General features: G+C 46.6%; 11 protein-coding genes. 5 read left to right on the top strand and 6 right to left on the bottom strand.

The genetic code is table 11. The features are described from left to right. Positions 1-195 precede the first annotated feature (195 nt). The 3 genes from A4R26_RS01695 to pxpB all read right to left on the bottom strand — a co-directional run bounded on the left by A4R26_RS01695 (position 196) and on the right by pxpB (position 2,810). Positions 196-963 carry a 5-oxoprolinase subunit PxpA gene (locus tag A4R26_RS01695; RefSeq protein WP_081159110.1) on the bottom strand — a complete coding sequence of 256 codons (768 nt, stop codon included), beginning with the start codon at positions 961-963 and terminating at the stop codon, positions 196-198. Then, a complete protein-coding gene (locus A4R26_RS01690) occupies positions 957-1,949 on the bottom strand; it encodes a 5-oxoprolinase subunit C family protein (RefSeq protein WP_081159107.1) in 993 nt (330 codons plus the stop codon). Before A4R26_RS01690 ends, A4R26_RS01695 begins: the two co-directional genes overlap by 7 nt. 141 nt (positions 1,950-2,090) lie before the next feature. Further along, a complete protein-coding gene (pxpB, locus tag A4R26_RS01685; RefSeq protein WP_081159105.1) occupies positions 2,091-2,810 on the bottom strand; it encodes a 5-oxoprolinase subunit PxpB in 720 nt (239 codons plus the stop codon). Positions 2,811-3,302: 492 nt separating this feature from the next. Here pxpB and topA point away from each other — a divergent pair, with 492 nt between their 5' ends. The 3 genes from topA to A4R26_RS01665 all read left to right on the top strand — a co-directional run bounded on the left by topA (position 3,303) and on the right by A4R26_RS01665 (position 7,743). Beyond that, positions 3,303-5,900 carry a type I DNA topoisomerase gene (gene topA / locus A4R26_RS01675; RefSeq protein ID WP_081159100.1) on the top strand — a complete coding sequence of 866 codons (2,598 nt, stop codon included), beginning with the start codon at positions 3,303-3,305 and terminating at the stop codon, positions 5,898-5,900. 282 nt (positions 5,901-6,182) lie between these two features. Then, entirely contained in the window at positions 6,183-6,731 is a 549-nt protein-coding gene (locus tag A4R26_RS01670) for a YcxB family protein (protein ID WP_081159098.1), read from the top strand. A gap of 88 nt (positions 6,732-6,819) precedes the next feature. Further along, positions 6,820-7,743: a transglutaminase family protein gene (locus tag A4R26_RS01665; RefSeq protein WP_081159096.1), complete on the top strand. Its 924-nt coding sequence runs from the start codon at positions 6,820-6,822 to the stop codon at positions 7,741-7,743. 100 nt (positions 7,744-7,843) lie between these two features. Here the strand turns inward: A4R26_RS01665 and A4R26_RS01660 are convergent, their stop codons facing one another. The 3 genes from A4R26_RS01660 to A4R26_RS01645 all read right to left on the bottom strand — a co-directional run bounded on the left by A4R26_RS01660 (position 7,844) and on the right by A4R26_RS01645 (position 11,764). Continuing rightward, the gene (locus A4R26_RS01660) at positions 7,844-9,283 is read right to left on the bottom strand and encodes a Gfo/Idh/MocA family protein (protein WP_081159094.1); all 1,440 of its coding nucleotides are present in this window, start codon (positions 9,281-9,283) and stop codon (positions 7,844-7,846) included. Positions 9,284-9,718: 435 nt separating this feature from the next. After that, complete coding sequence (locus tag A4R26_RS01650; protein WP_081159089.1) at positions 9,719-11,134, bottom strand: Gfo/Idh/MocA family protein; 1,416 nt, start codon at positions 11,132-11,134, stop codon at positions 9,719-9,721. A gap of 219 nt (positions 11,135-11,353) precedes the next feature. Beyond that, positions 11,354-11,764 carry an OsmC family protein gene (locus A4R26_RS01645; RefSeq protein WP_081159086.1) on the bottom strand — a complete coding sequence of 137 codons (411 nt, stop codon included), beginning with the start codon at positions 11,762-11,764 and terminating at the stop codon, positions 11,354-11,356. Between the two features lie 34 nt (positions 11,765-11,798). On the opposite strand from A4R26_RS01645, the gene A4R26_RS01640 reads away from it, so the two are divergent. Together A4R26_RS01640 and A4R26_RS01635 are read left to right on the top strand one after the other, a co-directional pair. Further along, on the top strand, positions 11,799-12,131 hold the full coding sequence (locus A4R26_RS01640) for a tRNA-binding protein (protein ID WP_081159083.1): 333 nt from the start codon (positions 11,799-11,801) through the stop codon (positions 12,129-12,131). Positions 12,132-12,290: 159 nt separating this feature from the next. Beyond that, entirely contained in the window at positions 12,291-12,794 is a 504-nt protein-coding gene (locus A4R26_RS01635; protein WP_081159081.1) for a methylated-DNA--[protein]-cysteine S-methyltransferase, read from the top strand. Positions 12,795-12,813 lie beyond the last annotated feature (19 nt).

Raw genomic sequence — 12,813 nt, 5'->3', positions numbered from 1 at the left:
AAGGCAAATAACTATTACTCGCGAGCCATGAATTAAACCCTTGTTAACCTGTAAACCTGTTAACTTGTCAACTATTGAACTCCACTTGTCCTCTCCTGTATCACCTTTATCACCTTTATCAACTTTATCACCTGTATCACCTTTTCAACTTCTCCCTGTATTCCACTTCGACATGCTACATTGAACATTCTACATTCAATATTTTGTATTCCCAATCTCCACTCCATGTATCATCAAAACCGCCTTTATTTCCCGGGCAAATTCAAGCGCATGGGCTCCGTCACCATGCACACAAACCGTATCGGCCACAATAGGCACTTCTTTATCATTTACACTGGTAACGGTTCGCTGCATTACCATTTGCAATACCTGCTCTACAGATTGCTGCTGATCTTCTATCAGCGCATTGGTTGCGCTGCGCGGCGTTAAATGACCATCGTCCTGGTAAGTACGGTCGGCAAATACTTCACTGTAGGTTTTGAGCCCGGTGGCGGTCGCCGCCTCTATGAGTTTGCTGCCGCTCAAACCATATATGATCAGCCCGGGATCGTAATCATATACCGCTTTGCAAATGGCCTCGGCCATGGCTTCGTCTTTTGCGGCCATATTATATAAAGCGCCATGTGGTTTTACATGATGCAAACGGTCATTCATGATACGCATAAAAGCATCGAGGGCGCCTATCTGGTATATCACCTGGTCATAGATCTGTTCTGGTGGCAGGCTCAGGTTGGATCTGCCAAAATTATCGCGGTCGGCAAAACCGGGATGTGCGCCAACGGCTATACCTTCCGCAATGGCAGCTCCTGCCAGTATATGCATGGTTTCGGCATCACCGGCATGATAACCGCAAGCCAGGTTGATGCTGCTTACATACCGCATCAGCCGCAGGTCTTTGTCAATATCGTATGGCCATAAAAGGGTGCTCTCCCCCATGTCGCAATTAATATCTATACTTAGCATACCGTATTGTTCAGGCGCTCTGTACAGGCGCGTTGTAATATATTCAATTCCTGCTGTTGGGCAATCAGCAGGTTTTCCGCAGTAGCAATATCCGTCATTTTAAAATGAATACAATCGCTGGGACGCAATTGCGCCAGTTTGGGCAGGTGGGCCGAAATAACATGGCCTAACCGAGGATACCCGCCGGTTGTCTGGTGGTCGGCCATCAGCACGATCAACTGGCCATTGGGCAATAATTGTATGGTGCCAAAGCTTACGCCCGAAGAAACAAGCTCTGTATTGTTGTTGCGGTTGAGGTCTGCGCCTTTTAGCTGGTAGCCCATCCGGTCAGAGAACGGGTGAATGATGAAATTGTCTTCCAGCATATGTTGTTGCGATTGCCCGGTGAGTTCATCCCATTCGTTGCCTTTTATAAAGCAGATCTCGTTCGGATGTTTATAAGTGCTGCCGGTATCAACCTTCCATTTCAATACTTCCAGTTCTTTTCCCGGTTTAAGCAAACCGGCAAAGTAGATATTGCTTTCCCTGAACGGCAGTTCATCGCCTTTCTCCAGTTTACGGCCATGAAAACCGCCGGCGCCTGCTTTCAGGTGGGTGCTGTAACTGTTGAGCCATTTGTTTACGCAAAAACCGCCATGAACGGCGAGGTAACAGCGGCCGCCATATTGCAGTTTGGGAAAATGCAGTACCGCATTTTTTCGCACCACCATGGGATGCCATAACGGTACCGTTTCATCGTTCACCATGGCATTGAAATCACCGCCGGTAATACTAATGAGGGTGTTCTGATCGAACAGGAACTGAGCGGCGGGGAAATGAACTTCAATAACGGCTTCGCGGGTATCATTACCTACCAGCATATTGGCCACCTGCGCGGCATAACGATCCATTACGCCACCGGGATTTATGCCCAGCCGGCTATAACCTGTGCGGCCAAGATCCTGCAGTGTATCTAAAATTCCGGGTCTGATGACAGTTAATGACATGGGCTAGATCTCCCTTCTAATTTCATTGTTCGAAGTTTTCATCTTTCGGTAAAAAATTTGAATTGCCGGGTACCGGTTTCCGGGAAAGACAAACCGCTATCAGCCATCTGCACTAAAGGCCGGGTAACCGGTAACTGTTTCTTATTTTGTAAGCATATCATTTACACAATCATACTCCACAAATTCCTCTTTTGTAATCGAATAAAACTGAACCCTGTCCCCCGCCTGTAGTTTTACCGGCTCGGGAACAAAAGGATCGAATAGCCTGAGCGGCGTGCGGCCAATGATCTGCCAGCCACCCGGACTATTTAAAGGATAGATACCCGTTTGGGAACCGGCTATTCCAACGCTACCGGCCAATACCTGTGTGGGATGTTGTTTTCGCGGAACGGCAATTCTTTCATTTACTTCACCCATGTAAGAAAATCCAGGCAGGAACCCGATCATGTACACATTATAAATAGTGGCGGTGTGAATGTTCACAATCTCCTGTTCGGTCAGTTGTCTTTGCTGCGCCAGTGACCCAAGGTCGGGCCCTTCATAACAAACCGGGATGCGTATGAGCTCCTTCGCTTCTTTTTCTTCCTGAACCGATCTTTCAAATGCCTCCTTTAACCGGTCGGCAACCCAGGCGAATACAGTTGTTTGAAGATTGTAATATTTCTTTACGGTAGCGGCATTATACTGCACAGTGAGAGAACTGTAGGCCACCAGGCAATCTTTCAGCCCCTCAAAAGGATAAGCCAGCAACCATTGTTGCATAGCCAATGCTTTTTGATTCAACACCTCATTGATGGAATTGCCGAGCTCGAGGGTAATGGCAGCATCCCCTAGCGGAAATATTTTATACTGGTCGGTCACCTTTCAAATTAAGAAATGTTTGAAGTTAATTTTTTTACCACATAACCGCGCATTCTGTCATAAATATCACGGTATTATATTTTTATTATGCTGATCTGTACAGGTTTCCTCTTATGAAAAATATCTGGAAAAGGCGCTGATTTTCGTCCTGCCGCAGTTCTTTAAAATTAAAAAATATCCGCCATTTCGGCACGGTACGCTTTTGCCGGGTAAGTACCAATTTGTTGTTTTCGTATTTATAAATTAAACTTGCACGCCAGCAACATTCCATTTCTGTCACCAGTGATTCTAAAAAATAACAATAAAGATCATTGAATTTGAATGAAATAGGCGGAAAGCTGAAAGCTGAAAGCAAAAAGCCGAAGGCCAAATGCAAAATGCTGAAAACCAAATATTGAAATGCTTCGTACTGTACGCGAGCTTCAAAACTGAAGAGCAAGCCTTAAGCCTTAAGCATTAAGCCTTAAGCGTTTAAAACCATTTATTGAACCTATGGCCAAGAATTTACTGATTGTTGAGTCTCCTGCAAAAGCCAAAACCATCGAAAAGATCCTGGGGAAAGATTTCGAGGTAAAGAGTTGTTATGGACATATCCGCGACCTGGAAAAGGAAGAAATGGGTATTGATATAAAGAATGGTTACAAACCGCGTTACAAAATTCCCGACGATAAAGAAAAAGTAGTTAAAGAACTTAAAAGCCTCGCCAAGAAATCGGACGAAGTTTGGCTCGCAACGGATGAGGACCGTGAAGGGGAAGCCATCAGCTGGCATTTGTGCGAGGTGTTAGGCCTTGATCCATCAACTACCAAACGCATTGTTTTCCATGAAATTACCAAACCCGCCATTCAAAAAGCAGTAACCAGTCCGCGCAAGCTCGATATGAACCTGGTGAATGCGCAGCAGGCCCGGCGGGTACTGGACAGGATCGTGGGTTTTGAACTGAGCCCCGTGTTATGGCGCAAGATCAGCACCCGCAACAACCTCAGCGCAGGCCGGGTACAAAGCGTAGCCGTTCGCCTCATTGCCGAACGCGAACGCGAGATCAACGCCTTCACCGCCATCAGCACTTTTAAAATTGAAGCTTTATTTACCACACCCGATATAACCGGTAAGAACGTAACCTTTGTTGCCGAAGGCAAAAAGTACGATACCGCTGAAAATGCGGAAAAATTTCTGCAAACCTGTATCGGCGCAAATTATAAGGTAAACGACATACAGGTAAGGCCCGGTAAGAAATCGCCGGCCGCGCCTTTTACCACTTCTACCCTGCAGCAGGAAGCTTCGCGCAAACTGGGCTACGGCGTTAAACGCACCATGCAACTGGCACAACGCCTGTATGAAAGCGGTAATATTACTTATATGCGTACCGACAGTGTGAACCTGAGCGATACCGCTATGGCCGACATCCGTAACCAGGTGATCGGTCAGTATGGTAATAATTATTACCAGCCCCGCAAATACAAGAACAAGAACGAATCGGCCCAGGAAGCGCACGAAGCCATCAGGCCTACTTATATGGAGAATACAACGGTTGATGATCCTGACTTACGCCGGTTGTACGAGCTCATTTGGAAACGTACCATGGCCAGCCAGATGGCTGACGCTGAACTGGAAAGAACAACCGCCAAAATAGAGATCTCTACCAATAAAGAAGAACTTACCGCAAGCGGTGAGGTGCTGAAGTTCGACGGGTTCTTAAAAGCCTATCGCGAAGACCGCGACGATGAGGACATTACGGAAGACGAACAACAGGAAGGCATGCTGCCGCCGTTGACAGTTAACCAGCAATTGCCTTTGAATGAAATGAAGGCCATAGAACGTTTCAGCCGGCCTTCACCCCGCTATACGGAAGCTTCGCTGGTGAAAAAGCTGGAAGAGCTGGGCATCGGCCGCCCGTCTACCTACGCTCCTACCATCAACACCATTCTTACCCGCGGTTATGTTGAAAAACGCGACAAGGAACCTATAAAACGCGATTTCCGCATCCTTACCTTAAAGAACGACACCATCAAAAAGGTAACCGACCAGGAAAATACCGGGGCAGAAAAAGCCAAGATCTTCCCTACCGACCTGGGACTGGTGGTAACAGACTTCCTGAAACAATACTTCGACGATATTATGGATTACGGGTTCACCGCCCGTATTGAAGGCGAGTTTGACGAAGTGGCGGCAGGCAAACTGAAGTGGAACAGCATGATCGACGACTTTTATATTCCCTTCAAAAAAGACGTTGACAATACTATTGAAACAGCAGAACGCATAAAAGGTGAACGCGAACTGGGCGTTGATCCGCAAAGCGGCAAAAAGATAGTGGCGCGGATGGCCCGTTTTGGCCCGGTTGTGGCAATAATTGGCGATGATGAGGATGAAAAACCGCGTTTTGCCGGGTTAAGAAGAGGCCAGAGCATTGAAACCATTTCCCTCGGGGAAGCGTTGAAGTTATTCGAACTTCCCAAAACCCTCGGCGTGCATGAAGGTCAGGAGATCTCCGTGAATCTGGGACGGTTTGGCCCCTATTTAAAATGGGGTGAGCAGAACATCTCCATGCCCCGCGGTGTAGACCCGCACGATGTGGATATGGAAAGAGCGCTGGAGCTGCTCGAGGAAAAAGCAAAAGCAGATGCCCCCATCGGTTTTTACGATGAAAAACCGGTTACCAAAGGTACCGGCCGTTTTGGTCCGTTCATAAAGTGGAACGACATGTACATCAACGTTCCGCGGCGGTACGATTTTGAGAACCTTTCACAGGCCAACATCGATGAACTGATAGAAGCTAAGATCAAAAAAGAAGAGAACCGGTATATACAGCACTGGCCCGATGAAAAGATCTCGATCGAAAATGCCCGTTGGGGACCGGTACTGAAATTCGGTAAAAAAATACTGAAGGTGGGTAGAAAAGCCGATGAGAGCAAATACACAGCTGAGGAACTGACCACAGTGCCGTTAGAGGAGGTGAAGAAAATGATCGAACTGCAGATCCCAAATGCATTTGCAACGAAAAAAGCGGCGGCAAAAAAGGCGCCCGGCAAAAAAGCGGCTCCTAAAAAAGACGCTACCAAAAAGGCAGCACCGAAGAAGAAGAAACAATAGGCAATTGGCAATAGACAATGGGCAAAACTTAATGCGCTGCCTGGCTATGAGTTGTAAAAAAACAATAGGCAATAAACAATAGGCAATAAACAATAGGCAAAGCTAAACGTTCAGGCCTGCTTTCAAATTGCCAGTTCGTAAAGCTCAAAAAACAATAGACAATAGTCAATGGGCAATAAGCAATAGACAATAAGCAAAAAGGGAGCTTCGCGATCAATCGCGAGGCCCGAAATTCTTCAATCCTTGCCTTTTGCAAATTGCCAATTGCTAATTGATTCAACCATGCTTAGTCTCAAATACCACCTTACTGAAGAAGAATATTTCGATTACAATTATTACACGGCCTGGGCCGCGCCGGAAAAAAGGAACTACCGGCTATGGTACTACCTGCGGGTTTTTATTCTGTATGCAGGGGTGGCCGGACTATACATTTTCAGCCGCCGTTCAGAGCAGATCTTTATCGACCTCATTATCTTTAGCGTAATAGCACTTGTATATTTTCTGATGGTGCCCTGGCTTATCAAACGTTCTATCCTTCGCCGGGTGCGAAGCATTTTATCGAAACCCGAGAACCAGCATGTACTTGATGAAGCGGAAGTGATGTTGTCCGATTCGGGTATTGTAGATAAAGACACCGCAACGGAAAGCAAATATTCATGGGAGGCGATCGTGAAAAAAGCCGAAACGCCCGCCTGTTACTATCTGTACACAAGTTCGTATCATGCCATCGTTATACCGCGGCGGGTGATCGCTACCCCAACGGAAAAACAGGAGCTGGAACGATTATTTAACCAGTATTTGCCGCTGAGTTCAGAGTTCCCCACAAAGTGATAAAACTTTGTGGATAAGATTTTTATTGATATCTTTTATAAGATTACGATATTGAAGTGGTTAAACGGCAAGAACTGTAGTATTTAAGATGGAAGAAAACAAAGAGATATCGGCATTGTTCCATTTAATTGATGATCCCGATGAAGAGGTCTTCAATGTGGTCTCTACCCGCATAATAGATTATGGAAAAGGCATCATACCTAACCTTGAAAATCTGTGGGAGAACACCATCAGCGAAGATGTACAGGAACGTATTGAAATGTTGATACACCGGTTACATTATCGCGATCTCACAGAGGAATTAACGCAATGGAATAACAATATTCACCAGGACCTGCTCACTGGCGCATTACTGGTTGCGCGCTTTCAGTATCCCGATCTGGTGACCTCACAGGTTTACCAGGAAGTTGAAAAATTAAGACGGAACATCTGGCTGGAACTGAACAGTTACCTCACTCCCCTCGAGCAGGTAAATGTGGTAACCAGTATTCTCTACAATTATTTCAATTTACGGGGTGCGGAAATAGGTTATCAGAACCCCGAAGAGTTCCTGATAAACAAGCAGCTTGAAACGAAACGCGGTAATACAATTGCCAACGGGATCTTATACCTGATCCTGTGCGAACTGCTCGATGTGCCGGTTCGTGCAATCAATATTCCGCACCAGTTTGTGCTGGGTTATTTTAAAACCGACTACGATTTTACCCGTCATGTAGAGAACCCGTTGTACAAAACGGAATTCTTTATAGATCCCATGAGCGGTCAGGTATTCACGCATAAAGACGTAGAGAATTACTTCAAACGCATCAACGTAGCGCCTTCCGCCACCTACTTCAAACAACTTTCGAACAAACGGGTGATCCAGTTTTTAATGGAGGAGTTCAGCAAATGCTTTACTGATGAGAAGAACAACTACAAGCAAAAGGAATTGCTTACGCTGGCAGAGTTGATTACCGAGAAAGAGAAACCCGACACGTCAGATACTGATACTACAGATACGGAAAACGAATAAGTTGTTCAGTTATTCAGTTGTTCAGTTATTCAGTTCATTAATTCCGGGTACAGGTTTATTTACCTACGCTCAGAACTAACGAACTGAATAACTGAATAATTTATAAACTCAGGTTCCAGCCATCACGATATTCTCTCTTCACAAACTGGTTGGCTTCTTCAAAGTTCGTGATCTTCATATTTTTTGCATCCCACACCAAACGTTTTCTGCCCGGATACCTGTTTTCGCCTTTGGCATTCGGGTTCTTCATGAGGAAGCTGCGAATGGCGAGGTTACCCATCAAAATGCTTTCTGTGAACGGTCCGGCATATTCGAACGGTGAACTGGTTACGCCTTTGCCATAGCCTTCCATACAGGCGTTCACCCATTGTATATAGTGGCCTTCCGGTACACGTTTGATGGTTTCCTTAGGCACCGCTTTTACTTTCATCAGTTTGGTAGGCAGCAACCGCGGGTTGGCGCCATAACAATCGCACATGATCTTACCCTTGGTGCCTTCCATAATAACACCGCCGTCCCAGTTACCCATTGCTTCTTCGGGCAGCAGTTCTTCGGGGCGCTCAGGCAACAATCCGCCATCGTGCCATGAAACTTTGATATTGCCTTTTTTATCCTTGCGTGGGTACGTCAGGTGCATGATGGAAGAAGGCGGACAGCTATCGGGATTCACATAGTCATTCCACATTTCCTTATAAATGGTAGCCACACTGCACTCTACCGAACTTGGATAATCGATGGGAAGAATACGGAACACGGGGTCCATGATATGGCAGGCCATATCGCCCAGTGAACCGGTACCGAACGCCCACCAGCCGCGCCAGTTGAATGGCAGGTATGCAGGGTTGTAATCGATCTTTTTTGCGGGGCCGAGCCACAGGTCCCAATCAACTTCTTTTGGCACTTCGAATGAACCGCTGGGTGTTGGAATGCCCTGCGGCCATACGGGACGGTTCGTCCAGCAATGCACGGTATGCACATCGCCGATATAACCGGCATCAACCATTTCCTTCATTTTACGAACGCCATCATCTGAACCGCCCTGGTTACCCATTTGGGTAACTACCTTATATTTTTTTGCGGCTTCGGTAAGAATGCGTGCTTCATAAATATCGTGCGTTAAAGGTTTTTGTACATATACGTGCTTACCGAGTTGCATGGCAGCCAGTGCAGCTACGGCGTGTGTGTTATCGGGAGTAGATACACAAACGGCATCAATATTTTTCTTTTCCTTCTCAAGCATTTCGCGGAAATCGCGGTAGTAGGGCGCGTTGGGAAAACTCTGGCGCGATTTCACGGCCTGGCGATCATCGACATCACACAGGGCAACGATATTCACTTTGGGACTTTTGGCAAACGAGGCAAGATCGCTGGTACCTTTTCCGCCCACACCAATACCGGCAATGTTCAATTTGTCGCTGGGGGCAATGTAGCCTTTGCCCAATACATGACGGGGAACAATAAAGAAACCGGCGGCCGCCAGGGTTGTGTTCTTAAGGAAATCCCGGCGCGACGAAGGGTTGTTATTTTTGTTCTTCTTCATACTGTAAGCATTGATTTTAGAAGCCTGAAAGTATAGATTTAAACCGATTTAGCAAGTTAAATTACTTTATTCTTTTTAATCCCGGTCAGGAAATTAAACAAATGGTTTGCAAAAATATTTTTGCATTACACCAGACGGGAATTCGATGAAAAGTGTTGCAGCGGGTTGGGCAATAGAAAACCGGTATGAATATTTACGTTGGATTCTAACTAAAATATTTTTAGCAAAGCATGCGAACAAAATAGTTATTCAGTTATTCAGTTATTGGAGCCCGAAGGGCGACAAGCGACGAAGTTATTGGAGCCCGAAGGGCCTGATCTCATTTCCGGAAACAGGTATCTGGTAACCGGCAACTCACAAACTGAATAACTGAATAACTGAATAACTGAATAACCGAGACCTGTGAACTGTGAACTGTGAACTGAGAACTGAGAACTATAACTTATACCCCTGCCGGTACTCCCGCTTCACAAACGCATTCGCCGCTTCAAAATTGGTGATGCGCATATTGGCACCATCCCACAGGAGCTTTTTACGGCCGGGGAAATTGTTTCCTTCTTTAATATTATAACTTCTAACTGCCAGGTTGCCCATCAGTACGGTTTCAGTAAGCGGTCCGGCCACATCGAAGGAAGAACTGGTATAAGTTCCGAAACCTTTTTTGCAGGCCTGCACCCATTGCGTCTGGTGACCTTCTGTTCCATTATCAACAAACGGAAATTTTGATTTGGGCAGTTTTACTTCTTTCATTTTTTGTGTCGGCAGCAAGGTAGGATTGCGGCCAAACAACCCGGCCAGCAGTTTGCCTTTTGTTCCTTCAAACAGGATACCGCCGTCTGGCCCGGCAAAAGGTTCGTCGGGCAATAACTCTGCGGGGCGATCGGGTTGTATACCGCCATCGTACCAGATCAGCTCTACCGGCGGCATTTTTTCCCCGCGGGCCGGAAAATGGATATTGATCTTCGATGAAGGCGGATAGCTGTCGTTATAAATTGCTTCTCTGAAAAAACCCGTGTATACCGAACCCACACTGCAGGCTACCGATACCGGGTATCCCAGTTTCAGCGCCCTGAACGGCACGTCAATAAAATGGCAGCCCATATCGCCGAGGGCGCCGGCACCAAAATCGACCCAGCCGCGCCAGGTGGCGGGCAAATAAGCAGGATTGAAATCGCGGAAGGGTGCAGTGCCCAGCCACAGGTCCCAGTCAACTTCTTTCGGAATATCGAATTTACCGGTGGGCGTTGGAACGCCTTGCGGCCAAACGGGGCGGTTCGTCCATACATGCACTGTATGTACGTTGCCGATCACCCCTGCCTGGATCCAGGTCTCCACGATGCGGGTGTCATCACCGCTGCTGCCCTGGTTACCCATTTGCGTAACCACTTTATACTGTTGTGCGGCCTGCGTTAATATGCGGGCCTCGTAAATGTCGTGCGTTAGTGGTTTCTCAACATACACATGTTTGCCCAGCTGCATGGCTGCAAGGGCCTGTACGGCATGCATGTGATCGGGAGTGGTAATAATTACGGCGTCGATATTTTTATGTTCTTTATCGAGCATTTCGCGGTAGTCGCGGTAATAAGGCGCCTGCGGCCATTTTTTGCGGGCATTCACCGCCATACGGTCGTCAACATCGCAAAGTGCGGTTATGTTCTCTGCGCCATTGTTATAAGCGTAGGGCAAATTCACTTCGGCCTTGCCACCGGCGCCTATGCCGGCGATATTGAGTTTATCGCTGGGGGCAATATAGCCCCGGCCTAATACATGGCGTGGCACAATGAAGAAACTGCCGGCGGCCAGTGAGGCATTTTTGATAAAGCTGCGCCGGGTTCGTTTGTTTGAGGACATATCTTATCGCATTTTTTGCAAAGGCTAAGGAGAAAAGGAAACATTCGGTTCTTAAGATCGCGAAGGGAAGGCAGGACGACAATTGCTGATTTTGAGATTTCGCGATTTTGAGATTTCTTTTGAATTAAGTCTTACGACAAATCTCAAAATCCCTAAATCGCGAAATCCCGAAATCTCATATTCTTACATCACAGATCATTGTTATATACGGTTAACGCTTTATACCAGAGATGCTTCCAAAGTGATCTCTGCGTTCAGTACTTTACTAACCGGACAGTTAGCCTTGGCATCATCGGCGCACTCTTTAAATTTTTCAGCGCTGATGCCGGGAACGCTTGCCTTCAGCACCAGGTGCGAATTGGTGATAGCACCATTATCGAGGGTAACGGTAGAAGTTACATCCAGTGAATCGGGTGTAAAACCAGCGCCACCCAATACAAAGCTCAGCTTCATGGCAAAACAACCGGCATGTGCGGCAGCGATCAACTCTTCGGGGTTGGTTCCAACACCTTCTTCAAACCGTGACTTGTACGAATACTGCGTTTTGTTCAATGTAGTGCTTTGTGAGGTCAAATGTCCATTACCTTCTTTTCCTGAGCCGTTCCAAACGGCAGTAGCTGTACGTTTCATTTAATTGTAATTTATTTTTGAAAAAATTAAGAGCATGCACATCACATGGGATGATTTCGCAAAAATAGATATCAGGGTCGGAACAATTACGGAAGTTAATAATTTTCCCAAAGCCAAAAACCCGGCGTACCAAATAACCATCGATTTTGGTGAATTGGGTATCAAAAAGTCATCGGCCCAGATAACGCAATTATACGAGCAGGGATCGCTGATCGGCAGGCAGGTGATCGCCATTGTTAATTTTCCCCCCAAACAGATCGCTAATTTTTTCAGCGAATGCCTGGTGCTGGGCATTTACACTGATAAAAAAGAGGTAGTTTTACTAGCACCCGACCGGCCGGTTCAAAACGGCTGGAAGATAGGCTGAAGGCCGAAGGCGAAACGCAAAATGCGGAAAATTGTATGCCTGTGTAGAAACCTGAAATTGCGGAAACCAGCGTTAAGCCTTAATCGTTCAGCATTCAGCGTATGGTGGTACAACGATTGTATGTATAATATGAAAAATAACATATGATGAAACCCGGTTATGCAGGACGCGTTCATTACATATTATCAATCGCCTGTAGGGTTACTTCAGATTGCCGGTACAGGCCAGTTTATCAGTGAAGTGATATTCATTGATGAACCGGAGAAAATTACCCCTAAAACCGACTATAGTGCCTTACCGCCTATGGCCATACAGGCAGTAGAACAACTGATAGAGTATTTTCATGGCCATCGCCGTTTTTTTGAATTGCCCATTTCGCAGCAGGGCACGCCTTTTCAGCAAAAGGTTTGGGCTGAACTGATGAATATTCCTTTCGGAAAAACCCTCAGCTACCTCGACCTGAGCCACCGGCTCGGCGATCCCAAAGTGATCAGGGCTGCCGCTGCGGCTAATGGCAGGAACAATGTAGCCATCATTGTACCCTGCCACCGGGTGATCGGTTCAAACAGCCAGCTCGTGGGTTATGCCGGCGGACTGCCGCGCAAAAAGTGGCTGCTGCAACATGAGAACAAAATTGCACATGGCGTACAGACGCTATTTTAGATTTCGGGGGGGATTTGAT

It is taken from the genome of Niastella populi (assembly GCF_002078015.1).
Classification (GTDB): domain Bacteria; phylum Bacteroidota; class Bacteroidia; order Chitinophagales; family Chitinophagaceae; genus Niastella; species Niastella populi.
This window is presented reverse-complemented; position numbering and strand designations above follow the sequence as displayed.

Excerpts from the sequence above, each read along its gene's own strand:
- A4R26_RS01660 (WP_081159094.1), bottom strand. The coding sequence starts at position 9,283 with ATGAAGAAGAACAAAAATAACAACCCTTCGTCGCGCCGGGATTTCCTT.
- A4R26_RS01670 (WP_081159098.1), top strand. The coding sequence starts at position 6,183 with ATGCTTAGTCTCAAATACCACCTTACTGAAGAAGAATATTTCGATTAC.
- A4R26_RS01695 (WP_081159110.1), bottom strand. The coding sequence starts at position 963 with ATGCTAAGTATAGATATTAATTGCGACATGGGGGAGAGCACCCTTTTA.
- A4R26_RS01650 (WP_081159089.1), bottom strand. The coding sequence starts at position 11,134 with ATGTCCTCAAACAAACGAACCCGGCGCAGCTTTATCAAAAATGCCTCA.
- A4R26_RS01690 (WP_081159107.1), bottom strand. The coding sequence starts at position 1,949 with ATGTCATTAACTGTCATCAGACCCGGAATTTTAGATACACTGCAGGAT.
- topA (WP_081159100.1), top strand. The coding sequence starts at position 3,303 with ATGGCCAAGAATTTACTGATTGTTGAGTCTCCTGCAAAAGCCAAAACC.
- A4R26_RS01635 (WP_081159081.1), top strand. The coding sequence starts at position 12,291 with ATGCAGGACGCGTTCATTACATATTATCAATCGCCTGTAGGGTTACTT.
- A4R26_RS01640 (WP_081159083.1), top strand. The coding sequence starts at position 11,799 with ATGCACATCACATGGGATGATTTCGCAAAAATAGATATCAGGGTCGGA.
- A4R26_RS01645 (WP_081159086.1), bottom strand. The coding sequence starts at position 11,764 with ATGAAACGTACAGCTACTGCCGTTTGGAACGGCTCAGGAAAAGAAGGT.
- A4R26_RS01665 (WP_081159096.1), top strand. The coding sequence starts at position 6,820 with ATGGAAGAAAACAAAGAGATATCGGCATTGTTCCATTTAATTGATGAT.